This is a genomic window from Enterococcus thailandicus (assembly GCF_001886265.1).
In the GTDB taxonomy this organism is placed as follows: Bacteria; Bacillota; Bacilli; order Lactobacillales; family Enterococcaceae; genus Enterococcus_B; species Enterococcus_B thailandicus.
In genome coordinates this window covers 1-24,636 of sequence record NZ_JXLE01000008.1, presented here as the reverse complement: position 1 = coordinate 24,636, position 24,636 = coordinate 1, and the positions used below count along the sequence as shown (strand labels likewise).

Below are 24,636 nucleotides of genomic sequence, written 5' to 3'. Positions count from 1 at the left end.
AACCTTTCTTTTAAAGAACTTCAGTAACAATAACTTTTTTATCAGATGGTACTTGTCGTATTTCTACTTCGATTCCTTTATCGACCATTTCTGCTAATAGATCTTCTTCTTCCGGTAAAACATTGACTGCCTTACCCAGACTTCGCGTTCCTTCTTTTGCTTTGATTCCACCCAAATTGATTTTTTTGATTTCTGGATAGCCTTCTGCTAATTTCTTGGCATCAGCAATTGACTCCACTACAATAAAAAGTTTGTACTTATCTGTCACACCACTTTGTAATGCTGAAATTGAATCTTCGATATTTTTGATAACCAACTTTACTCCTTGTGGTTTAGCTAACTTGATTGTCGTTTTCCGAATTTCATTTGTTGGTACATCATCATTTGCAATCAAAATACAATCTGCCCCCAACCCTTGTGTCCAAGAAAATGCCACTTGTCCATGTAATAAACGGTGATCCACTCTTGTTAATAAAATCATTATTTTTCCTCCATTTATTTAATGATTTAAAACTCTTCTTCCTCTACTTCGTTGCTGATTAATGAATTACAAAACAGAATCGTTTGTTTCGTTTTCTCTAAAGTTTCTTTAATTAAACTTGAGAGTGATTCTGTTATTTGAAACTGCATAGTTAACTCAATTAAAAAAGGTAAATTCATTCCTGTAACTAAATAAAAATTGTCTTGTTGAATATACGTTAAAAATTCATTGTTCACACTCCCACCAAATAAATCCGTCACAACTACTAACTGATGATCTTGGTGACGTTCCATTATTTTTTTGACTTCTTTTTCTAAATTAAACTCTTCACTCAAGTAGCAATCTAGTGTTTCAATTTCTTTTTCTCCACAAATCAAATCCAAAGAAGATTTTATCCCCGATGCTAACTTTCCATGTGATGCTAAAATCAGCTTTCTTTTCAATAATGTTCACCTCTCCGTCCTTTACAGTTAAATAAAAGCAAGCAGCGTGCCAACTTTAGTGGCGTACTGCTTACTTTTCTAAAATTCTTCAGTTTTCATTGAGGTGTCCGTGTTTCTATAGACGATATCAAAAATATAAGCAACTTCAGAATCTGGAATCACGACACTATAATCACGTTCAATGACACTAAAAGCTTTCTTAAGGCTCTTCAAGCGTTCCTTTTGACACTGATCAAATACCAAGGGTCCTTCATAAGTTTCGATTGGGATATTTCGAATCAAACGCTCAATCAGACAGCTAACATGGACATATAGTGCTAATTTTTTTGCATTTGATAACTGAATCAAGTTAACTAATTCCAGGTCGCGTATAAATAAATCAATTTCACTCATCACTTTATCCGTATCAAGAATCGTGACTGAATCAATCACTCTTTCTAATGAAAAATTGCGGACGATGTTTGTATTAAAAATCTGCTTTTCTTCTGGTGTCATCACTTGACTTAGCCACTCATTCAATTTCTGATGCTCATCTCCTGAAATCAGTTCTTCTAAAGATAGGTATGCTACACCTTCAATTGCTGGATCATCTGTACCAATAATCCCTAAGACGTCATAAACAGAAAAAACAATCTCATTTACTTTTCTTTCATTTAAAATCCGATATTCTTGTGGCAAAATTTTTAGTTTGCAGGAATTAGGTAAACTTTTTTCTAATAACTGACTAATCTTAGTTGCCGTTCCTATACCTGTTTGACAAGTGGTTAACAAGGCTTTTGGTCGATTTTCCTCTGGATAGATGATTTCCCAATCAAAATGTACTTTATCAACAGACTCACTTGCAATTTCATTTAAAGTTCGTTGGTTCTTAATGTTTTCACCTACTAAAATCGCTAGTGGCGTTGTCACATTGTTCATAATGACAATTGGTACATTGATTTGCTTCGGAAAATACTGATAGATCTCTTTGAGGCTGCCCATATCCACTAAAATGACTAGTCCATTAGAAATATCATTGTTTTCACTGTATACTAGGATTTCTTCTGCAATTTGCTGTGGCGTTACATCTAAAGACATATCAAATGATTCAAAAATATTATGTTCTAAAAAACGGTTCGCAACATTTGCAATACTACTAGCTGTCGCATAACCATGGGCGACAATAATTGCTTTCGGTATTCCCTGTTTTTTGGTCCAATCTGCTTTTTTTAAATATAGGGTCAGAACGATTCGATCCATTACTGATACTTCAATATCGACCTTTGGTTTGCATAACTCAAGTATTCTTTCAACATAATGATAGCTTGCTGGATAGGCTTCCAAGAGCTGTGCTTCCAGTTGATAGACTAATCCCATAATCTGTCGATCCTCAGGTATCCAACGACTAGCACCACGTTGAAATAAATAATAGCCAACTGCGTATACACTATTTCCGTTAAACTTTATCTGATAAGCATTTTCCATTTGTTGAAAAGTTTCACGAACATATTGAGTTAGGTATAGCAATGTCTCATGTTTTTGGTTACGGTCTGTTTTAAATAGCAAATAGTCAAATAACCGATCAACTATTTCTTTTAATTTTAAATGGCACTCGTTCAAATGCCCGTTAGATTTTTGATATTCTAAAATGATAGTTGATAAAAAGTCATCCACTTTTTTTTGATTATGCGTATTTGGCATCATTAAATGTTCTACTTTAGATTCACTATGAATGACTATTTCTTCTGGAAATGATGTTTGTAAGTTGTAACTATGTTGCGAAAACAATCTTTCTGGTAGCTGATAAATGGTCAATTTGATTGGCTGTTCTTTCATCGATTCAGAGAAAGCTTTAGCCACCATGACCTTAATAATATTTTTTAATTCCCCAATATTCCCTTTAAATTTTCCATTAGCCAGTAATTCAAGTGTTTGACCACTAATCAAAAGATCGCGTTTGATTTTTGTTTGTTCATTAATCAGAAAAGAATAAATTAACTCGACTCGTTCATTCTTCTCTCGCTGTTGTAGTGAAGGAATTGTCACTTGGATCGGGATTCGCCGAATAAATGTATTTAAGAAATTACTAGTTAGCTCTTCTGTTGTTGCAAAAAATAACCTTGTTTGAACATTAATTGGATTACTTGTATCTCCCATTCGATAAATTAAATGCTGATCTAAATAAGTAAATAATTTTTCTTGACCTTCAGCAGTCAAGCGATGCACTTCATCTAAAAATAAAATCCCGCCATTTGCTAATTCAAATGCGCCTTTGCGATCGTCATCCGCCCCAGTGTAAGCCCCTCTCACATGTCCAAAAAGATTACTAGTCAGAAGTTCAGGATTATTCGCATATTGTGCACAATTCAATGTCACAAAAGGTGCGTCTTCTGCGATAAGATCATTTTGGATACAGTAATGATGAATCAATTTAACCAAATAGCTTTTTCCTGTACCACTTTCTCCATTAATCAAGACAGGTAATCCACCATCAGGATAGTTAAGCGCTGCTTTGATTTGTTCAATTACTTGATGCAAACTCTTATCGTGACCGATTAGAAGAGAAAATAAATCTTGTTTTTTACCAAACAAGGGTTGCTCAGATAAAATTTGTTTAGCGCTTTCATAATAGTTTGTGCGCAAAGTAAAAAACTGTTTTTCGAATGCTTCTTTGTGAAAATAATAAACTGGGCGTGAATTTATCTTCACTAACTCACCAGTTTCTGTCATAAGATTTAAATATTGGCTAACTGTATTTCGTTTCACTTTAAATATTTCAGCCAACTTTGAAGCAGTGAAGATATCACTTAAATCATTCAAATTGAGAAATGCCGTTTGGTTCTTCAAATAATTCAACAATTCTTCTTTCATGTACTCCCCCCCTTCTCTTTATAATAGAAAAAAAGCCTTCAAAGTCAATCCTTGTTTTTCTTTAGAAAAGTAGCTAATTATCATATATTAGTTGCTTCAAATGCGTTACCTTCCTATTCCCTTCTGGAAATAAATCCACAAACTATAACCATTCTCCTGCTCATTTTCAAGAGATTGCCTTTTAACTTTCATTTTTTTATTTTCAATCAGGTGGCTAATTCATAAAAGAATTGGACTGGAACAAAAGTAACCTAAATAGAAAAACGCCCAAAATTCGTTTTGAAAACGATAATTTTAGGCGTTTTTTAAATTGGAAAATGTGTTAAGAACGGCTGGATTTTAATTTTGTCCCTGTCTTGTCTTTTACTTATTTTACAACTACTGCATATTTTCTTGCATTGTAAATATTCTCAAATGTTGTTCGGCTTAGCCAATAGGAGCCACTGATTGGATCAGAAACATGAACTTGATTACTGCCCTTGTTGTAGCCATCGAGTGTTACTGCGTGATTATTATTGGCTGCTACCCCAAAATTCCAGTTGCCCCAGCGTATCGGTTGGAAATTAATCGTTACCCAAGCAACAACTGGGTTCCCGCTTTTCACTTCATTTAAAAGAATATTCATCGAACTTCCAGAAATGTTTTGAACATTGCCATACTTTTGTCCCCAAGTTGTTAATGGTGCAGGATAGATTGCGGAATAGGTCCAAGAATTTTCTACAAAAGGACTGCCAACAAAACCAGTATTTGGATTTCCATTTGTAGATTTAGGAATCGTATTTAAAAATTGAGTTAAGCTCCAGTTAGTGATTTTCCCTTTGTATTGTAAAGCTTGCAGTAATGAAGCACCCTCACAACCGCTTGGTGCACCTAAAGCGTATTGGTTGTAATTTTTCACACCAAGAAACTTATAGTCATCATTCGTTTGTTGGCCATTCCCTACCGCATACCAACCTACACCTTCATAGTTCCAGCCTTGTTTACTAATCACATTTTTCTCTTTTTCGTCTAGCGTGTAATGATGCCAGTTGACCCGTTTACTATACAGACGGCTAACGGGGATTCCATTTGTGCCAGTGTAAGAGTACCAACCAATGCCTTCATACTTCCAACCATATTTAGTGATATTGTCGCGCTCTTTCGCATTTAGCGTGTAAAAATGTTCCCCATTGTAACGGTTGTACAAACGATAAACAGGTGCACCAGTTGTTGGCGCTTGCCAGCCGACTCCTTCATAGTTCCAGCCAATTTTTCTCAGTTTATCACGCTCACCAGTATCTCTTGTGTAAAAATGTTCCCCACTATAGGGATTGAATAAACGATACATCGGAAATGTTTGAACAGAACTTTGAATCGCACTTCGCGCATAAAGACTTGATCCACCTTCTTGCAACTCTTCTTTTGGTGCCTCCGTTGCCTCTGCCTCAGCTTGACCTTCTTTGACTGGTGGCTCAACAGTTACTTGTTCCCCATTGACAATAGTTGTCTGAACTTCTTCATTCACTTGGTCTTCCTCTGTAACTGTACTACTTTTCGTTTGTTCCTCCGTATAAGTAGACATTATCGTCTGCTTATTCATTGTTGTATTCGTCGTTGTATCAATTGTTTCTTCAGCAAGAACACTTGTCGTTGCTAACATCGTTGCTAACATCGTTGCTAACATCGTTGTTGACAGCAACGTCACACATACTAAATACCCTACACCCTTTTTCATTAAACTGTTCCTCCGTAAAAATATGTCTCATTTATGATAACATTCTTTTTTACATTTATAAAAAAACATGAGTGATCCAAACGGACGCATACCTGCTCTTATCTTCACATACCAGTGTTCCTTTTTTATAGGGTAACCTTCTCTTCTGTTTCTTTATATTTACTTACTTAAATAAAAAATAGCTCAAGAAACCCCGTTACTGATTTCTTAAACTATCTTTCATTTAGTCATTTTGGCGTCACATCTTCCCCAAACCATCGCTGTGACAGTTTCTGAAACTCACCTGAGGCTTCTAGTTGATCAAACGCCTGATTGATTTTTGTCACTAATGTCTGATCTGATTTTCTCGCCCCTACTGCAAAATCCTCGCTTGCATAATCTCCAGTTAAAATGTGATAATCTTGCAATTGATTTTTTTGTTTCAAATAATAATTTGCATACACACGATCCATTAATAAACCATCAATTCGACCACTTCTCAAATCAATCAATGCTTCATTAAAGCTATCATATAGAACAGCTTCCTTGTTTTTAACATAATCTTTTAGGACTTCCGGTTGCTTCGTAAAGACATCGTAACCTGATGAACCATTTTGAGCACCTAGAATCTTCCCCTTCATGTCTGCAAAACTTGTGATTTTAGAACTTTTAGGCGTTATTAAAACTTGCATGTTTTCCATGTAAGGTTGTGTAAACTGTACTTTTTTTTCACGTGCAGGGGTTTTGGAATAGCCATTCCAAATCAGATCAATCGTTCCATTAGTCAACTCAAACTCCTTCATTGACCAGTCAATCGGTTGAAAGTTGACCTTGATTCCATATTCTTTAAACACAGCTTTAGCTAACTCGATATCAAAGCCAGTTAACTTACCATCTTTATCACGAAACCCCATCGGAACAAATGTATCGTCTAAGCCAATCGTGATTTCTTTTTCTTGATTGATTGTCGCCCAACTGTCTTCTGTTGGCTTTCGTCCACAACCAGAAAGTCCGAGTAAAATAAAAAGAACTAAAAATAATGCCTGAGTAAATTTTTTCATCTATTTTTTCTCCCTTTCTTTTACTGGTTTGGTGTTACTTTTAATAACTGATCGCTCACATTTTCTGCAAAAACTAAATCATGGGTCACAATAATTTGAGTTACACCTTCTTCTTTCAGAGATACAATCAACTTTTCAACTTGTTGACGCAACTCAGGGTCTAGTGCACTTGTTGGCTCATCATAAGCTAACACTCTGGGATTCATAGCTAACGCGCGTGCGATTGCAACACGTTGCTTTTGCCCACCTGACAATTGGAAAGGATAGCTGTCTAATAAATCACTGATACCTAAAGACTCTGCCAGCTCTTTTGCCTTTTTGGTATACACTTCTTTTGGCTGTTTTAACACATTCTTAGGCGCTAAAGTGATGTTATCGAAAATACTTAAATGTGGGAATAATTGAAAATCTTGGAATACAACGCCTACCACTTGTTCCCGATTTTTTAGTTCCGCTGGGTTAAATGGTTCTTGATCTAAATAAAACTCACCACTATCTACTTTTTCAAGTCCAGCTAATACACGAAGGAGGGTTGTCTTCCCACCACCAGAAGGACCAACGATAGCTAATGTCTTACCATCAGCAATGACTAAATCTAACTCTTTGATTACTTGTTTTTTACCAAATGTTTTACTTACTTTTTTTAATTCGATCATCTTTTTTCCTCCTAGCGATAATAGTTCAACTTCTCTTCTACTTGTTTCATAATCAATGTCAAGATTCCTGTCAGTGCAAGATAAATTCCTGCCACACCTAGTAATGGTAATAAACTAGCATCCCGTTCCATGGCAATTTTTCCTGCACGCATAACGTCCCCTAAACCTAAAATATAAACTAATGAAGAATCTTTCACCAAGTTGATGACTTCATTTCCTACAGAAGGAAGAACAATTTTTATTACCTGTGGGATCACGATTTTCGTCACTGTTTGAAAAGGACTAAATTGTAAAACTTGTGCTGCTTCATACTGTCCTTGTGGAATAGATTGGATTCCCCCGCGAAAGATTTCGGCAAAGTATGCCGCATAATTTAATACAAACGCTAGTAAAGCTGCTTCAAAACGATCGAAGACAATCCCAATCGTTGGTAACCCATAAAAAACAAAAATCAATTGTAAAAGTAATGGTGTTCCTCGCATAACCCAGACATACGTTTGAAGAAGATAACGAATTGGCTTAAAGTTGAGCGATAATCCTAACGCTAAAATCAATCCGAGTGGTAGTGAGCCGACTAATGTCAAACAAAATAATTTCAAGGTTGTCAGTGCTCCAACTAATAATTGCGGCATAACTTCAATTAAATCTTTCATTGTTTTTCCTCCTTTAAATAAAAAAAGCCCTCTTGGCTTGATGCCAAGAGGACGTTTACACGTGGTTCCACCTCTGTTTGCTTTTTCCTTGCAGAAAAAACCTCTAGCGGTCTTGTTTCCAGAAATTGGTGAAAAAAAAAGCCTTTGGTCGTTATGACCAAAGGACGAATAAACGTGGTTCCACCTTTTTTTGTTGGCACTTCACAGTCAGCCAACCTCATCTGGTCATCAAACAATGACCGCAGCTATAACGGGCTACCCGGGTTCTCCTACTTCTCAATTTCAAAAAACCGACTCCAAGATGTGTTTCACAATTAGTTGCTATCTCTTCGCACCAACCAGAGACTCTCTAAAAACTGCTAATGGCTACTCTTCTTTTCGATGTCATTTCATTTACTTACGTGTAATTTACAGGATTAATTTTCATTTGTCAAATTTTTTTTACCTGTTAAAATAAAAATAAATGAAGGAGGTCGAATGAAATATGCCACAAGCAACTGAACAAGAAGCGTACGAGCTACTTTCTCACCTAGGAATTTTTTATCAAAAAGTGGACCATCCAGCAATTACATCTGTTAAAAATTTGACATTTGATTTACCTGGTCCTCAAGTTAAAAATTTATTGTTGAAATCAAAAAAAGGCAAGCAAATTTATCTTGTTATCTTGCCTGATGAAAAACATGCTGATTTAAAAAAGTTAGCCGATGAATTAGCTGAGAAGCGTCTTTCTTTTTTATCAGAAGAACAAATGACCCAATTATTAGGCGTTCCTGCTGGCACCCTCACGCCTTTAGCCCTTATGCACGATACCGAAAATCAAATTCAAGTAGTTATTGATGCGGCAATCGACCAAAAAGACACAGTTGGCTTTCACCCAAACATAAATACAACAACATTAATTATCGATTTTGTAGATTTCCAAAAAATTCTAAAGTATTTAAATCATCCGCCAATTTTTGAAAGTTTATAGGCATTTGAAATTAAGTAAATAAGTCTGGTTCAAATTTTCTTTATTCATATCAAACAATCTGCTGAAAAATAGCAGAAATCTTATAAAAAGCCACGCAGCTTCTCATGTAGAAGCTTGCGTGGCTTTTTTGATTTTCTTTTATTCTTTAGTTGTTTAACTAATTTTGAGCTATTATTTTTAGAAAAGTGTTCTTACTTGTTTGAAGCAAGACGTTTTGTGCCACAACCTCTATTCACGGTGTTCCCAAAACAACTCCTCCAGATAGTTTGCATACACGGCAAAATATGAAAAGCTATTTTGCGTGTTTGCTCACTATCTTGTCGGAGCTAAGCGTTTTGCGCCACAATCTTTATTCACGTTATTCAAGAAATAACTCCTTCCAAATAAGTCCAAATTTCACAAAAATTTGAAAAGCAATTTCCGAAAATTTATTCTTATTTATTGGAGCAGCGCACTTCTTTCACAACCTTTTTCACGGTGTTCCCAAAACAACTCCTCCAGATAGTTTGCATACACGGCAAAATATGAAAAGCTATTTTGCGTGTTTGCTCACTATCTTGTCGGAGCTAAGCGTTTTGCGCCACATCCTTTTTCTACTACTCTTTCATCGCAGCTTTTAAAGCAGCTGCCAAAGGACTTTCTTCCGGCTCTTCCGCCTGTGAATATTTTTTCATCAGACGACGCTCTTCATGCTTCGTCATCTTTTTCTTTTGCTCTTTTTTCCCTAACATTTTTTCTGTCGTTCCATCATATTTACAACGGAAATAAGCGCCATTTTTTCCCTCAATGATTTCCATTTTTCGATGACATTGTGGGCAACGATGGTTAGAGACCTTAGGATCTTTTCGTCGACGATAACTACAGTCCGCATTCGTACAGACATAGATTTTACCGTCACGCGTATTTTTTTCTCGTAAATTTGAACCACATTCAGGACATTTCTTTTGTGTAATTGAAAAATCTTGATAAGATTGCTTGCTTGTTTTGATTTCTTGAACTAAACGTTTCGTTTCCTTTTCAATTCCTTGTAAAAATTGACCCGCCTGTTTTTTTCCTGCGGCAATGGCTTCCAGATCTTTTTCCCAACTTTCAGTCAATTCCGGTGTAACTAATGAAGGATTAACTAACTCAAGTAATTGCTTACCTTTCGGCGAAACTTGTAGACCAGCTGGTGTCCGCTCCATTAATTCTGATTTAATCAATTTTTCAATAATCTCCGCACGAGTCGCTGGTGTGCCCAAACTATACTTCTCCATAAATCCAAGTAAACTTGCTTCAGTTAATGGCTTTGGCGGTGCAGAAAGTTCTTTTTTGATAGTAAAGTTTGGCGTAATGCGCTGCCCTTTTTTCCATTCAACTTCGTTAACCGTTTCTTCCGCTGATTTCTTCCAGCCAGCTTGAACCACTCGATTTTGACGAAAAACAAATATTTCTTTTCCAAAATTTACGGTGATTTTTGTCTGGCTCACTTTATGTGGTTCAGCAAATAACGTTAAGAAACGTGTTACGATCATTTGATAAATTTTTTGTTCCTCGTTGCTCAATTTTTCATAACGTGGACGATTTTCCGTTGGTAACAGCGCATGATGATCAGTTACTTTGCTATCTTGAAAAACTTTTGTTTGTTTCACTACTGCGCCATTTTTCAAGTAAAGTTTCACTTCTGGTGCAAAATCACTAACAGCTTGTAGACGCTCTTTCATCGTGCTTTTCATATCATTTGTCAAATACTTACTATCTGTACGCGGATAAGTCACGATTTTGTGTGTTTCATACAAACTTTGAACTAAACTTAATGTTTTTTTCGCTGAATAACCATGTCGTTGGTTCGCTTCACGCTGGATTTCTGTCAAATCATAAGGCAACGGAGCAGGTTCAGTCTTTAGCTTTTCTTGAATCTCTGTTACCGTACCATTCGACTGACTTAATGTTTTCACAAGTGCTTGTGCTTCTTCTATTTTTTTCAACGCAAATTGATTTTTTTGAATCATTTTCGCTTGTTCGTTAGCAACCGCTAAATGGATTGTAAAATAAGTCTGTGGTCGAAATTGTTCAATCTTCTTTTCTTGATTACGTACTAAAGCTAAAGTTGGTGTTTGCACACGGCCTGCAGATAAATTATCCTGATATTTAACCGTCAATGCTCGTGTCACATTTAAACCGACTAACCAGTCTGCTTTTGCTCTTGCCAAAGCAGACGCATAAAGTGCATCGTATTCTTTGGCTGGCTTGAGGTGCTTAAATCCATCTTTGATTGCTTTATCTGTTTGAGAAGAAATCCATAAACGTTTTACTGGTTTATTAAAATGTACGTATTCTAAAATCCAGCGCGCGACTAACTCGCCTTCTCTTCCAGCATCCGTTGCAATGACAACTTCATCCACATCTTTTCGGGTTGCTAATTGCTTGATTGCCTTTAATTGATGGCCAGTTTTTGGTAGTGGTTTGATTCCTAGATTTTTGGGAATCATCGGTAATGTTTCCATCTGCCAACTCTGCCATTCTTTGTTCAAGTCTTCTGGCATTTTCAGTCCCAATAAATGACCAAGGGCCCAGGTCACAATCACCTTGGGTCCTTCGTAATAATTTTTATGTTTTTGATTAGCTCCAAGCACCTTGCTTAGGTCTTTGGCAACGCTTGGTTTTTCCGCTAGAATTAGTTGTTTCATAAAATTCCTTTCCACTTTCTACGCTGAGTGGTTGATTTTCTTTTAATAAAGCTAAACCTTTATATTGTTGGAGATCATCATCACATTCTTCACACCAGCGCTCTTCTCCTTCATTCCAAAAGGCGCTTAGAAAGTTGCTCTTCGCATTGATATATTCATATTTTTGATGGATTGCGATCCATTGTTTTTCATACTCAGCTTTGGCTTCTTCAAAAGAATCAAAGATTTTCTCATCTTGAATATCTTCTTCCCAATTCTCGAAAAACCACCATGGCTCATTATCACCAAACATGGTTATTACTTGATACATATTTGCGTTCCCTCTTTTCAACTTAGACGTAAGCATTTTGTTCTGCTCGTTTCACAATAGCTACATCTTAGTCACTTTTCAAAAAAGTTGCAAGAAATCACTCTTACGAAAATCAATCTATTTTAATTTTCATTTATCCAAACCTTTTTTAGATGACAATGTCGCAATAAAATCTTCAATCATCCAGCGATAGCTTTCTTCTGGATCCACTTGTGGTTCACGAGTAAAATAGCCTAAAAAACGTAAAGATAAATACCCATGGATCAGACTTCTTAGCTCACGGCTGCGATGAACTTTTTCTTCATTTGTTAATTCAAATACTTCAAAAATCTGCAAGATGATTTGATTCGTTTCATGGATCCCATCGAGTAAAATTTCTTCATTCGTGTGGGGAATACTAATCAATAACTCATAGACTGCGCGATTGGCAAAAGCAAATTCTTGATAAGTTTTTGCGTATATTCGGAGTGCCTCAGCACCACTTTTCCCAACTAATGCTCGTAACAATTGGTCATTCAGTTCACGTAAAAGCTGCGCAGTCAACGCCGTTTTCACCTCACGAATATTTTTAAAATAGTTATAGAGTGAAGGCGACTTGATGTCTAAACGTTTTGCTAAATGTTGAAAAGTAAGTTGTTGCACATCCATTTCTTCTGCTAACTCACGAAAACAGTCGATGATTTTTTCTTGAGACAGATTTCTCTTTTTCATTTCTTTAATCTCCTCATAAGTAAAAAAATCCTTAACATTCATAGTTTAACATGAAAAACTCGGATAAAAAAGGAAGTTTTGTTGATAAACTACAAGTTGTAGTTTATAATAATCGACTGTAGATGAAAATTTTCAGAAAGAAGGATTTTGCTTGACTACGGAAATAAAAAGAAAAATATTTAGAAGAAGAGAAGTTTGGGAACGCAATCTACTCGTTTTATGGTTTGGAACTTTTATGGCTGGTATTGGGTTCAGTCTGGTCATGCCATTTATGTCACTTTACATAGATACGTTAGGTCATTATAGTACCGCTCAGTTGAATTTTTGGAGTGGCTTAACCTTTTCTTCTACTTTTTTGGTAACGACGATTATCTCCCCATGGTGGGGAAAACTTGCCGATCAAAAAGGGCGAAAATTGATGCTGTTACGTGCTTCTCTTGGGATGGCAGTTGTGATTGCCTTAATGGGTTGCGTCAGCAATGTTTATCAACTTGTTGGCTTACGTCTTTTGCAAGGTATCTTTTCGGGCTACATCAGTAATGCCACCGCTCTCGTTGCGACAGGTACTCCTAAAGAAAAAAGTGGTCAAGTTCTTGGAACACTGGCTACTGGATCAGTTACTGGAACATTACTCGGTCCGCTGTTAGGTGGTATTTCTGCTTCAACCTTTGGCTATCGTCCAACATTTTTCATTACTGGAATTATTTTATTTTTGGTTTTTCTACTTAGTCTATTTTTTGTTCATGAAGAATTTATACCTGTGAAAAAAGAAAACATGGTTTCTGCTAAACAAATTTTTCGAGAGCTTAAGTATCCTCAAGTTGTCTTGGGAATGTTTATCACTACAATGATTATCCAAGCATCTAATAATTCAATTAGTCCAATCATTAGTTTGTATATTCGTCAGTTATTGAATGGACATGGAGACGTGACTTTAGTTAGCGGAATTATTGCATCGATTCCTGGGATAGCAACTTTGATTGCAGCACCTCGTTTTGGACGGCTTGGTGATCGAATCGGTAGTGAACGAATTCTAGCAATCGGCTTAGGCTTTGCCGTCTTAGTTTATATTCCAATGGCATTTGTCACAAATGTTTGGCAGCTTGCTGGTTTGCGTTTTTTAGTTGGGATCTCGGATGCTTGTCTTCTTCCAGCGGTTCAAGCATTGATCACGAAATATTCACCACATCACGCTGCTGGTAGAATTTTTAGTTACAATCAATCTTTCCAAGCGACAGGGAATGTGATTGGTCCAATGATTGGTTCAAGCGTTTCAAGTGCTTTTGGTTATCGGGGCGTGTTTCTCTCAACCTCGTTACTCGTTATGGTTAATTTTTTATTAGTCCGTCATAATACACAAGAAATCCATGAACCCGTTGTTGAAAAGTCAGTTTCTTTAGATGATTCAGCATTAACAGAGCATTCTTTGAAAAAAAAACAATTACATTAACTAAAAAATGAAAAGGTTGGTTGCCATGTCAGCCAGCCTTTTTTACACCAATTTCTCTTAACTTATCTGCTAGTAAATAAAAAAATAGCTACTCCCAATTAGGAGCAGCTATTTTTTTATTTATTTTTTGTTACTTGCGTTACTTAAAATAATCATTAATGTTTGTTCTAAACGATGACAACTGTTTTTGAACATCACTCCTTATCTTCTCGGAGTTAAACGATTTGGGCCGCAACCTTTGATATTCGGTGCTCTCAAATCAACTCCTTGTGATAACTCTTGATTGTTCCAAACGATGGCAACTGTTTTTGAACATCACTCCTTATCTTCTCGGAGTTAAACGATTTGGGCCGCAACCTTTAGATATATTGCAACACTTTTGCTTCTTGGAAGGCATTATCAATTAAACCGCCACCCAAACATTCCATTCCATCATAAAAGACAACTGCTTGCCCTGGTGTGATCGCACGTACTGGTTCATCAAAAATGACTTCTGCACGATTTCCAGGAAGTAAGCGAACCGTTACAGGAACATCTTGTTGACGATAACGGAATTTCGCTGTGCATTTGAATTCTTTCGGCATTTCATTGTTGGTTGTGAAATGAATTTCACTTGCTTCAAGACTTGTTGCATACAAGGCAGGATGATTAAATCCTTGTCCAACATATAACGTGTTTGTTGTTAAGTCTTTTCCAACAACAAACCATGGTTCTTGTGTCTTTCCGCCACCACCAATTCCTAATCCTTGGCGTTGACCGATTGTGTAATACATTAAACCAGCATGTTGTCCCATGACTTCACCATCAAGCGTCACCATGTTTCCTTTTTTTGCTGGTAAGTAATTGCTTAAAAATTGTTTGAAATTCTTTTCTCCAATAAAACAGATCCCAGTTGAATCTTTTTTCTTTGCTGTCGCTAAGCCAGCACGTTCAGCAATGGCACGTACTTCTGATTTTTCCATACCGCCTAGTGGGAACATTGTTTTTGCTAATTGTTCTTGTGACAATTGGCTCAAGAAATAGGTTTGATCCTTGTTATTGTCCACACCACGAAGCATGTGAACCACACCATTTTCATCACGAGAAACTTGTGCATAATGCCCAGTTGCTACATATTCTGCACCTAAATCCATTGCGTAATCTAAAAATGCCTTAAACTTGATTTCTTTATTACACATCACATCTGGATTTGGTGTCCGTCCTGCACGGTATTCTGCTAAGAAATATTCAAACACTCGATCCCAATATTCTTTTTCAAAATTCACAGAGTAATAAGGAATTCCAATTTGCGCTGCAACTTTTGCAACATCTTTGTAGTCTTCCGTCGCTGTACATACGCCATTTTCGTCAGTATCGTCCCAATTTTTCATGAAGATACCAACGACATCATACCCTTGTTCCTTTAGTAAAAGTGCTGTTACTGATGAGTCAACTCCGCCACTCATCCCTACGACAACGCGTGTTTTGCTGTTGTCTGTCATACTATCACCATCATTTCAATTAGATTTTCTGAAACATCTACGAGTTGAAGGTCGCAACTTTTCAGTGCTTTCCATTATACGTCATTTTTTTGAAAATTTCATCTCTTTGTTCTTAAGATTTTACCAAAAATAATTTCAATAATTTATAACCAAAAAATCACCGTTTTATATAAGATGAAGTTTGTTCATAATCGGTTAATTTTTGCTAATTCTTCTTGCTTTGCTTGAAAAATTTCATCAATGTTTGCTTCTGATAATGGCGATCCGAATGGTAAGGTTTTGGCTAATAATTTCCTTTCCGGCGCATCTACACCCACATTTACATCATTGCCGATTGGAACACTATAATTATGGATGTGACCGTGCAAATTACGAACGGCATCATTTTGCCCCAACAATAAAGGATAATGCGTTAAGTAATATTGATGGTGATTAAATTTAACGATTGCACCGACATCATGAAAATAAAACTTCTTGTCTTGATTCATCATTCCAGGATCATTTTTTTCTAAATAACGAAAAAAGGCACGGCTATCATGGTTGCCTTTAATAAAATGGATTTCCCCATTTAGTTGTTTCACTTGTTCAAGTATTTCCTGACTCCCCTTTTCATACTGAGGATGCATGGCAAGATCACCTAAGTGATAAACGGTATCTTGCTCTTTTACAATAGCATTCCAGCTATCGATAAGTTGAGCATTCATTTCATCAACTGTTTTAAATAAACGTGGAGCAAAATCATTTTGTCCTAATAGAGCCTCATGAAAAAAATGAAGATCACTAATAAAATAATTCATGTTCTCGCCTCTTTCTAAACTTATCAAGTTCTCTTTATTTTAGCGTTCTTTTGCTAAAATCACTAAAGTTAAAGCCAAATAAAGGGAAGTTGTTTTTCATTCATGCTAAACTGAACGTAGCTATTGCTTAAACTAAACGAGAGAGAAGGGAAAACATTATGACAATCTCATTTACTGGAACAATCAAACCAGACCAAACAATTATCGAGTTAGCTGAGAGCCAAGGAACCTTAACCATTTCAACTAAGAAAGTAGAACCTATGGACAACTCTTTTGAATTATACTTCCAAAATCGCCACTGTGTTGGAATTGATTCCGTACCTAAAGACTTCGATACGCTTATTTTGGTAACGCTCCCTTGGGAAATAGAAGCAAATTATTTAAGTCACTCCTTTTTAGTACTCGCAGAAGAAAACAACTTAACCATTTTGAAACCAGAAGAAATTGCCAAGCAGATCCCTACAAATGTTTTACCGAAAATCGAGGAAACACGCGAACAATTTTTGCGTATACTGACAACAATCGGTTACTTCTTCTTGCCAGCAGAAACAAAGAAAAAGAAACCAGCCAAAGCACGTCATCGTTGGACAAAAGAAGTCAGTGAGATTCCATTCACTGTTCATTTTCGTGGCAGTAAAGCCACCCTTTATTGGAAAAGTCGAAATGAAATGCTAGTTAAAAAAGGCGCTATTATGATGGAGGAAGCTCCGCTTAATAAAGATGGTTCCGTGAGTTACGCCGCAAAGTATGGTGACAAATTACGTGCCGATCATCAAGAAAACATTTCTGGTAATAAAACAACTGCTGATATTATTTTGAAAAGTGTCAATGAAGTGAGTCTGTTCCTTTACCTTGGCGGGACAAACAGTTGGCTTGAAATTCTGGATGAGAATGGGAAAAGTCTAGATGAATGGACTAGAGTAGACTAATTAATTGATAAAAAATTCAAACAAAAAAAAGTAGCATCAAACATAGTAAAACAGGAGCTGTGACAAAATGATTGTCATAGCTCCTGTTTCTTAATAGGCGATATTTCCCAAATCAGCTTTTTCGGCAACAAGTCCTCTTTTCATAAAAATATGAGGAACTATTTTTAGAAAAATTTCTTATTGCGTGAAGCTGACCGCTTGGAGCTACAACCTTTTTTCCTCGGTGTTCCCAAAACAACTCCTCGCAATAGCTTGCATCCACTTCAAAATATGAAAGGCTATTTTGAGTGCCAGCTCGCTATCTTGTCGGAGCTAAACGTTTTGCGCCACAACCTTTTCCTCGGTACTCAAGAAGTAACTCCTTCAAAATAAGAATAAATTTCACAAAAATTTTAGAAGCAATTTCTGAAAATTTATTCTTATTTATTAGAGCTGAGCGTTTTGAGCCACAGCTTTTATTCACGGTGTTCACAAAGTAGCTTCTTCGGTAATAAGTCTTTTTTTCATAAAAACATGAGAAACTATTTTTAGAAAAAATTCCTTATTACTTAAAGCTAACCACTTTGAGCCACAGCCTTTTTCTTAACGAATCAAATCTGTGTCTGGATGTTCCAATAATTGCTTGACTTGTTTTCGCGTTGTCAATGGTACATCCCCTTGAATCGCATGCGCAAGTCGTGCATTGGCAATAGCAAATGCAACAGTTTCTTCCAATGACCAGCCTTCTGCAAAACCAAGTAGGATTCCTGCGGCATACGCATCTCCAGCACCAATCCGATCTAAAACCTCTAATCGTTGTTTGGGTATTTCAAATGCGTCTGTCGGCGTTATCAAATAACCGCTCAAAAATTTTTCGTGATTAATCACTTGGCGTTTTGTACCAGCAAACCACGTAATATCATAATGTGCTAAAAAGGATTGGATAAAGGCTGTTTCATTTTCTGAAACGGAGACTTCTGTTTTCCATTGCATCAACTCCACCAAATCTCGGGTGGAACCAAAAACTATCGTACAATAAGGCAATATTTCTTCGTAACGCTGTTTCATTTGCTCTTTTTTCCCTGGTTCTTGGTTTAAACTTGGGCGAAAATTAAAATCAAAACAAACGATTTTCCCCGCAGCATGTGCCTCTTTTGCCAACGTAATCGCCGTTTGTGCTGTAATTTCAGTCAAACTTAAACTAATTCCGCAGATATGAAGCATATCCACTTGCTCAATGAATTGTTTCACGTCATAAGCTTCGATTGGAGACAAACTAAACGAACTACTTTTTCGGTTTTGGTAAGTCACTTCGGTTGGTCTTGCACCAAATCCCATCTCCGCAAAGTACGTACCAATATGTTGATGTTGTTGAACGATATACGCTGTTTGAATACCTAAACTTTTTAAATTAGCTAACGCAGCTTTCCCCAAACGATTATCGGGTAACGCCGTCAACAGATAACTTTCTATTTCAAAATGTGCTAAATTTCCAACCAGATTCACACCTGTTCCCGTATACGCCATTCGCAAAGTATGTGTTTGTTCCAATTGCAAATGTTCAGGGGGCGTCAAGCGTAACATCACTTCACCATATGCACCAATCTTCATTTTTTTCACTTTACTTCACCAGCTTCTCCATCATTTCCAATAACGTTTTAACATCTTCAACTTTTGTATCTCCTGTTTCTGAATCAATAATTGAGCTATAAACATGGGGAATGATTTTTTTCACACCAGCATCAACGGCAATCTGCACGATCTCTTCGAAATTCGCCAAATCAATGCCACCAGTTGGCTCCAACGCAAAAGCGAATTCCGCACAAGCTTTTGCGACTGCTTGATATTCTTCTTTGTGCGCAAGTCCCTTCATAGGGAAATATTTAATGGATGTCCCGCCCATGTCTTTTAACAACTGAATAGCTGTTTCAATTGGTACTTCAGCTGCAGGTGCTTGTGAACTTAATGGCCCAGTTGCGATATTGACATAGCCCACTTTTCCAGTCGGTGACACAAGACCATTGACAACTGTTTCTTCTTGTTGTAGTAATGCTCGTGAAGCACCTACTCCCGTAAATACTTGGTTCACATGTTGTGGTTGCAAAACAGCCGACAGTCTTGAGACCATTTGGCTTTGATTGGGATCGCCCGCACCCAAACCAACGGACAAAGCATTATTCGTTGCTTCTTGATATTTTTTCATATCAGTAATTGCTGCTTCATCTGTTTCGTAATTTTTTGAAAGAACACCTAAAACAATATGACCATTGGCTGCTTCATAACATGCTTTTGCATTTTCGACAGAGTTTGCTAAAACGTTTAGACAAATTCGATCGGCTAAATAATTTGGACTAAGTGACATCTTCATTCTCCTCATCAATTGGTTTTAGTTTAAAATTTCTGCTAATCGTGTAATAATTTTTTTCATTTCGGCTTCTGTGACTGACCGAATATCAAATTCGATCACACCATTGTTTGCCTGATATTCTCTTGTATAGATGGCAGGATCTTTTTCTTTCAACTCAGTAATCACTTCTTTAGCTGACTTTTCACCTGAAACTTTGATGCTTGCCCGATAAATATCCCGACCAGCACCATCCTGCACGATTTTTGCTTCAATATTTGGTAGTTGGTTCATCGCCTCAACAAAAGGAAGTAATCTTTTTTTCATTGATTCCCCAGTTTCACTTCCTGTAAGTAAATAGTCCTCAACGGCTTGAGTAAAGCCTAGTAAATTATCTTTGCCGATTTTCATCGCACGTCCGATTCCTTTGCTTTGCAAACGAACCCATTCCACATACGTTTTCTTGCCAATCACTAAGCCAGCACTAGGGCCTTCAATTGCTTTCGCGCCAGAGTAAATTACTAAGTCGGCACCAAGTTGACTATAAGTAAACAAATCTTCTTCTGCGGCTGCATCAACAATTAAAGGAAGATCATGTTGATGTGCCACTGCTGCAGCTTCTTGGACACTCAGCATACTTTTTTGAACGGTGTGATGACTTTTAATATATAAAATTGCTGCTGTTTCTTCCGTAATCATCATTTCTAGGTGATCAGGTGTACACATATTGGCATATCCTGCCTCGACAACTTGTCCACCACCTTGTTCAACCATCACTTCAACAGGCGTACCATAATCCACATTATGACCCTTAGGTAAAATGATTTCTCGCTTGGTGATTTTTTTGGTATAAGGGTGATACACGTGATAGGCACTTCCTTGCCCAATAATGCCAGCAACTGACTGTGCAATTCCAGCTGAGGCACTCGAAACGATTTGAGTATCTTCGACTTGAAGTAGCCCAGCCAAGTAGCTCCCTGTTTCTTTCACTAATTCACTCATTTCAAAAAAGTGTTCACCGCCAAAACGCTGCGCTTCCAGCACTTTTTCTGAAACCTTTGATACACCTAGAATGGTCATTTTTCCAGAAGCGTTGATGACTTCTTTTAAGTGAAATTTTTCATAACTGACAGTCATAAATTTCCCCTCCAATAATGGTTTTGACTGGTTTGATCTGACTATCCGTCGTCCGAGTAAAACCATTGGAATCTGTTAACACTTTTGGTTCTTCTAAAAATTCAAAAATCGTTAAATCTGCATCAAATCGTTCTTTCAACTGCCCTTTATTGGCTAGATGAAAGTTTTCCGCAGGTGCCTTTGTTACTTTTTCAATAATTTCTTCCCAAGAATAACCAACGACATGTAACTTTTCCATCGTGGTTGCTAAATCATAAACTGGTCCATTTTCACGATTACGAATATAGATATCCGTACTAATTGATGATGCTTTGATATTTGCTTGTTTTGCGACTTCTGCCACATGAAAATTGAAACTATCTGTCCCATGACCAATATCAAAAATGATTCCTTTCGCAAAGGCTTCTTTAGCAATCAATTTGATTTCATTTGTTTCTGAATCAAGGATACCATTACTTTTTCCATTGAAACAGTGAGTCAAGACATCTCCCTTTTCCATTCTAGCTAAAACTTCGGCTAATTCTGGTGGCGCAGAACCAATATGAACCATTAAAGGTAGATGCTGATTCTCATTTTGGATTTTTTTAGCTAAATCTAGTGGTGTGATGCCATTTTTTCCTACCACAGTTTTACTCATTCGTGCCTTGATTCCAACAATGAATTCAGGAAGTTCATTCATTTTTTGTTTCACTAATGTTTCTTGCACTTTACTTAAATCAGCTAACTCATCTTGCGTGACAATTCCCCATTTAGAGATATTCAGTAGCGCATAGACATTCGTTTTTGCTTGCTTGGCGTAACGATAAAACGTTTCGATATTTTCTGCGCCAGTTGTTCCGGCATCAATAACGGTCGTCACACCTTTTTCAACGCCAATTTTATCCGGATAATCATAATAAAGCGTCATTTCTTCAAAACAATGTACATGATCATCAATCCAGCCAGCTGATAAATATTGCTGTGAGGATAAGGTCAACGTTTCTTTTGTCTCTCCCGTAATTTTGGGTGCAATTTGGCTGATTTTCCCATTTTCAATACCAATTTCAAAGGACGGACCTTTAAGTTCTTTTGCATTTTTTATTACTAAATCAAACATGGCGACACCCTACTTTTCAATAAATTTAAATTTTGACCAAGGATGAATAAATGGCAATAAAATAAGCTCTTCTTCACGAATTGTTCCTACTTTATTTTTTCTTGAATCACTATGAGGCTCTAAAACGACTTGAAGTTCATTTTTGTATTTGCCAAATTGATCATTGCCAATCACAACGTCACCCACCTGAAATTCAAAACTTGCATCATGGACAGGATTGTCTACATTTTTATATTTTTTTCGTACTTCAGTTGAACGAATCACTTGGTTGGTAATATCTCCACGACGAACATGTTGCTCATTCAATACGATTTGACGCTCTACTTCATTTACTTCTGGTACAAATTCAATCGCAAAAACAGTTTGATAACGATCAATCTTGCCTAAAGCTTCTAGCTCTTCTTCTGAAGCATATGCATTTCCGATAATAACGTCATCAATCAAGTCTGTCGCAAATAAATGTTTTGCAGCAACATCAACAGGTAAATGGCGATGCATTTCTAATGTTGGTAACCCATCGTTGATGTCCCAAGGGCCAATTTCTCCAACTTGTGAAGTAATGAATGCCGCTGTGCGAATACCTTGACGTTTAAAGCGTTGGCTACATTTTTCAAAAAATTCAAAAGGTAAAGCCGTGCCTTCTTGGGGATAAAAATTATGACAACCATATAAAAATGGTGTATTTGCTTGATAAGTCAAAATGTTATCTAAGTAAGCAACATCATTACTCATATTTAATTCGATTGCTAATTCATAAGGATTGTATGTTAGCATTGCTTCCTTATTTCCATCAAAACCTAAATCTAAACGAATGCCATCCGCACCTAATTCGTTGAAAAAACTCAAATCATCATACGAAATGCCAAGCTGTTCAAAAATCGTTGGTGCAACATCTAAAATCGTTTCGTAACCAAGTGATTTGGCGAAAAAAATCAAATTTTTGAATTTTTCTTTGACAACTTCACTATCTTCATTGATTTCTAACATACTCATAAAAATTCGACGGAAACCATAACGATGTGCCAGTTCAATATAAGCACGATCTGTCTCACTATCACTGTGGTCTGGATAAACTGAAATACCTAAAACTCTCTTCATACTTCTTCTCCTCGTTCCATTTTTTCAAATTTTTTTCGGTACTTATAAGCAATACTTGTGGCAAAAAGAATGGTCACAATTCCTACAAGTTGGTGTAAACCAGCAAAAAGTCCACTCAAAATAATCACAGTTGAAATACCAATGATTGCAATAACTAGAAAATAACGTAATTTCATCTGCTCCATTTTTGGAGGTAATCCTCTTTTTTCCAAATAAGTATGTGCTGCAATTAACACAACTATGCCAACGATCAGTTCCATTTTTTCACCACCATTCACTTTTACTGATTCAATTCAATAAAGGGCAGGACTGCATCCCGCCCTTCGTTGTTTATTGTTCTTGCGTGATCCCAGTATTCAATACTTCTTGTGTTGCTTGTTCTTGTGCCTGTTCTTCAGCTTCTCTTGCTAGCTGTTGTTTTTCAAATACTTTAAAGAATGGATAGTAAATTCCTAACGTAATGAAGAAGTTCACCACAACTAAGATTCCTGCGGCTACGCTCCAATTCGTGCTCATCCAAGCAGCGATTGGTGCAGGCATTGCAAATGGTAAGCGTGCGACCATCATCGGTACAACTCCGCTGATTGTTAAGACATAAGATAAAGTTGTTGTAATCAACGGTGCTACGATAAATGGAATACCTAAAACAGGATTCATCACGATTGGAGCCCCGAAAATCACTGGTTCATTGATGTTAAATAAGCCAGGGAGAATGGATAATCGTCCTAAACTCTTCAAATATTTTGATTTTGAGAACATGAACAACACGACTAAAGCAAGGGTTGTTCCAGCGCCACCAATCCAAATGAACCATTGTAAAAATTGTTCTGTGAAAATATTTGGCATGTTTTGTGCACTTGCTCCAGCATTGAATGCATCAATGTTTTCAGCAATTGAAATATCCCAAAACGGACGGATAACTGGTCCCATGATTGCTGGCCCATGAATCCCTAAAACCCAGAAGAAGCAGATTAAGAAAACAGTTAGTAAACCACCAAACAAGCTATTTCCAGCTAAAATTCCTTTTAGAGGCATCAAAATTTGACTTAAGAATCCATTCAAATCGAATCCTAGCATATGACGAATAACCCAGAAGAAAATCAAGATTACTGCACCTGGGATCAAAGCGACAAATGAATTGGTGACTTCAGGTGGCACGCCATCTGGCATTTTGATGGTAATTTTCTTTTCAATAAAAAAGCGATAAATTTCTACAGAAATAATTGCAGTTACGATTGCACCAAATAATGACCCTGAACCTAAATTAGCAATATTGATATAGCGTCCTGCACCAATCACGTTATCCACATCTTCAAATACACGTGTTGGTGGTGCTGCAACGATCAAAAATGACATTAATGCTAAAATTCCGGCTGTTAATGAATCGACTTTGTAGCTTTTTGCTAATGATGAAGCAATCCCGAAAGTTGCATATAATGCTAAGATCCCAACGGTGTAACGAAATGGAATATCTAAAATTTCTCGGTATGGTTCAATCACTGCAGCAACTGATTCAATCGGAATATTTAACAAAATAGTGAAAAATGAACCAACAATCGTTAATGGCATTGTTGCGATGATTCCCTTTCTGATTGCAGTCATGTGTCGTTGTGTTCCAATTCGATTGGCTACTGGCATAATCTTTTGCTCAATGATGCCTACAAATTTATCCATGTTGCTCCCCCTCTAGTTCCTTTTGTTGTTATAACATTATAATGTTTACACAAAGAGAATAACACATATTTTTTATAATGTAAACGCTTTTTAAAATACAAAAAAGAAAAAGTGGAATCATTGTGAAGTGAGACCCAATAGTTAGACCACATAC

At 36.8% G+C, this 24,636-nt stretch carries 22 protein-coding genes and 1 other annotated feature; of the genes, 3 read left to right on the top strand and 19 right to left on the bottom strand.

The genetic code is table 11. The features are described 5' to 3' along the window. Positions 1–10 precede the first annotated feature (10 nt). From RV17_RS07025 to RV17_RS06995, 7 genes are all read right to left on the bottom strand, one after another. Positions 11–481: a PTS sugar transporter subunit IIB gene (locus RV17_RS07025; protein ID WP_071868845.1), complete on the bottom strand. Its 471-nt coding sequence runs from the start codon at positions 479–481 to the stop codon at positions 11–13. 26 nt (positions 482–507) lie between these two features. Then, positions 508–924: a PTS sugar transporter subunit IIA gene (locus RV17_RS07020; protein ID WP_071868844.1), complete on the bottom strand. Its 417-nt coding sequence runs from the start codon at positions 922–924 to the stop codon at positions 508–510. Between the two features lie 78 nt (positions 925–1,002). Continuing rightward, on the bottom strand, positions 1,003–3,774 hold the full coding sequence (locus RV17_RS07015) for a sigma-54-dependent transcriptional regulator (protein ID WP_071868843.1): 2,772 nt from the start codon (positions 3,772–3,774) through the stop codon (positions 1,003–1,005). Positions 3,775–4,141: 367 nt separating this feature from the next. Continuing rightward, positions 4,142–5,488: a C39 family peptidase gene (locus tag RV17_RS07010; RefSeq protein ID WP_071868842.1), complete on the bottom strand. Its 1,347-nt coding sequence runs from the start codon at positions 5,486–5,488 to the stop codon at positions 4,142–4,144. Positions 5,489–5,715: 227 nt separating this feature from the next. Beyond that, complete coding sequence (locus RV17_RS07005; protein WP_067482651.1) at positions 5,716–6,528, bottom strand: amino acid ABC transporter substrate-binding protein; 813 nt, start codon at positions 6,526–6,528, stop codon at positions 5,716–5,718. Between the two features lie 20 nt (positions 6,529–6,548). Continuing rightward, complete coding sequence (locus tag RV17_RS07000; RefSeq protein ID WP_071868841.1) at positions 6,549–7,184, bottom strand: amino acid ABC transporter ATP-binding protein; 636 nt, start codon at positions 7,182–7,184, stop codon at positions 6,549–6,551. An 11-nt stretch (positions 7,185–7,195) separates the two neighbouring features. Beyond that, the gene (locus RV17_RS06995; RefSeq protein ID WP_067482655.1) at positions 7,196–7,837 is read right to left on the bottom strand and encodes an amino acid ABC transporter permease; all 642 of its coding nucleotides are present in this window, start codon (positions 7,835–7,837) and stop codon (positions 7,196–7,198) included. Between the two features lie 157 nt (positions 7,838–7,994). Continuing rightward, positions 7,995–8,228: a binding site (T-box leader), on the bottom strand. A gap of 93 nt (positions 8,229–8,321) precedes the next feature. Between RV17_RS06995 and RV17_RS06985 the strand changes: the two genes are divergently transcribed. Continuing rightward, the gene (locus RV17_RS06985) at positions 8,322–8,807 is read left to right on the top strand and encodes a prolyl-tRNA synthetase associated domain-containing protein (RefSeq protein WP_071868840.1); all 486 of its coding nucleotides are present in this window, start codon (positions 8,322–8,324) and stop codon (positions 8,805–8,807) included. Between the two features lie 596 nt (positions 8,808–9,403). On the opposite strand, the gene RV17_RS06980 is transcribed toward RV17_RS06985, so the two are convergent. The 3 genes from RV17_RS06980 to RV17_RS06970 all read right to left on the bottom strand — a co-directional run bounded on the left by RV17_RS06980 (position 9,404) and on the right by RV17_RS06970 (position 12,497). Next, positions 9,404–11,476 (bottom strand): DNA topoisomerase III, encoded by a 2,073-nt coding sequence (locus RV17_RS06980; RefSeq protein ID WP_071868839.1) that lies wholly within the window; start codon positions 11,474–11,476, stop codon positions 9,404–9,406. Further along, on the bottom strand, positions 11,409–11,786 hold the full coding sequence (locus RV17_RS06975) for a DUF1033 family protein (protein WP_067482663.1): 378 nt from the start codon (positions 11,784–11,786) through the stop codon (positions 11,409–11,411). Before RV17_RS06975 ends, RV17_RS06980 begins: the two co-directional genes overlap by 68 nt. Before the next feature lie 129 nt (positions 11,787–11,915). Beyond that, positions 11,916–12,497, bottom strand: coding sequence for a TetR/AcrR family transcriptional regulator (locus RV17_RS06970; protein WP_071868838.1), 582 nt, complete (start codon positions 12,495–12,497; stop codon positions 11,916–11,918). A gap of 151 nt (positions 12,498–12,648) precedes the next feature. Here RV17_RS06970 and RV17_RS06965 point away from each other — a divergent pair, with 151 nt between their 5' ends. Further along, on the top strand, positions 12,649–13,947 hold the full coding sequence (locus RV17_RS06965; RefSeq protein WP_071868837.1) for a multidrug efflux MFS transporter: 1,299 nt from the start codon (positions 12,649–12,651) through the stop codon (positions 13,945–13,947). A gap of 359 nt (positions 13,948–14,306) precedes the next feature. Here RV17_RS06965 and mnmA read toward each other — a convergent pair whose 3' ends face one another. Together mnmA and RV17_RS06955 are read right to left on the bottom strand one after the other, a co-directional pair. Next, positions 14,307–15,428 (bottom strand): tRNA 2-thiouridine(34) synthase MnmA, encoded by a 1,122-nt coding sequence (gene mnmA / locus RV17_RS06960; RefSeq protein ID WP_067482668.1) that lies wholly within the window; start codon positions 15,426–15,428, stop codon positions 14,307–14,309. 185 nt (positions 15,429–15,613) lie between these two features. Beyond that, positions 15,614–16,225: a metallophosphoesterase family protein gene (locus tag RV17_RS06955; protein WP_071868836.1), complete on the bottom strand. Its 612-nt coding sequence runs from the start codon at positions 16,223–16,225 to the stop codon at positions 15,614–15,616. Positions 16,226–16,383: 158 nt separating this feature from the next. Between RV17_RS06955 and RV17_RS06950 the strand changes: the two genes are divergently transcribed. Continuing rightward, on the top strand, positions 16,384–17,154 hold the full coding sequence (locus RV17_RS06950; RefSeq protein WP_071868835.1) for a hypothetical protein: 771 nt from the start codon (positions 16,384–16,386) through the stop codon (positions 17,152–17,154). Positions 17,155–17,736: 582 nt separating this feature from the next. On the opposite strand, the gene RV17_RS06945 is transcribed toward RV17_RS06950, so the two are convergent. The 7 genes from RV17_RS06945 to RV17_RS06915 all read right to left on the bottom strand — a co-directional run bounded on the left by RV17_RS06945 (position 17,737) and on the right by RV17_RS06915 (position 24,482). Beyond that, positions 17,737–18,744: a sugar kinase gene (locus RV17_RS06945; RefSeq protein ID WP_067483112.1), complete on the bottom strand. Its 1,008-nt coding sequence runs from the start codon at positions 18,742–18,744 to the stop codon at positions 17,737–17,739. Between the two features lie 10 nt (positions 18,745–18,754). Next, positions 18,755–19,495 (bottom strand): 2-dehydro-3-deoxy-phosphogluconate aldolase, encoded by a 741-nt coding sequence (dagF, locus tag RV17_RS06940; RefSeq protein WP_071868834.1) that lies wholly within the window; start codon positions 19,493–19,495, stop codon positions 18,755–18,757. Positions 19,496–19,519: 24 nt separating this feature from the next. Further along, positions 19,520–20,614 (bottom strand): DgaE family pyridoxal phosphate-dependent ammonia lyase, encoded by a 1,095-nt coding sequence (locus RV17_RS06935; RefSeq protein ID WP_067482676.1) that lies wholly within the window; start codon positions 20,612–20,614, stop codon positions 19,520–19,522. Further along, the gene (locus tag RV17_RS06930; protein WP_067482678.1) at positions 20,598–21,710 is read right to left on the bottom strand and encodes an amidohydrolase/deacetylase family metallohydrolase; all 1,113 of its coding nucleotides are present in this window, start codon (positions 21,708–21,710) and stop codon (positions 20,598–20,600) included. The genes RV17_RS06935 and RV17_RS06930 overlap by 17 nt, the downstream gene beginning before the upstream one ends. 9 nt (positions 21,711–21,719) lie before the next feature. Then, the gene (locus tag RV17_RS06925) at positions 21,720–22,808 is read right to left on the bottom strand and encodes a DUF871 domain-containing protein (RefSeq protein WP_071868833.1); all 1,089 of its coding nucleotides are present in this window, start codon (positions 22,806–22,808) and stop codon (positions 21,720–21,722) included. Then, positions 22,805–23,068: a hypothetical protein gene (locus tag RV17_RS06920; protein ID WP_067482682.1), complete on the bottom strand. Its 264-nt coding sequence runs from the start codon at positions 23,066–23,068 to the stop codon at positions 22,805–22,807. Before RV17_RS06920 ends, RV17_RS06925 begins: the two co-directional genes overlap by 4 nt. A gap of 70 nt (positions 23,069–23,138) precedes the next feature. Beyond that, positions 23,139–24,482, bottom strand: coding sequence for a PTS sugar transporter subunit IIC (locus tag RV17_RS06915; protein ID WP_067482684.1), 1,344 nt, complete (start codon positions 24,480–24,482; stop codon positions 23,139–23,141). Positions 24,483–24,636 lie beyond the last annotated feature (154 nt).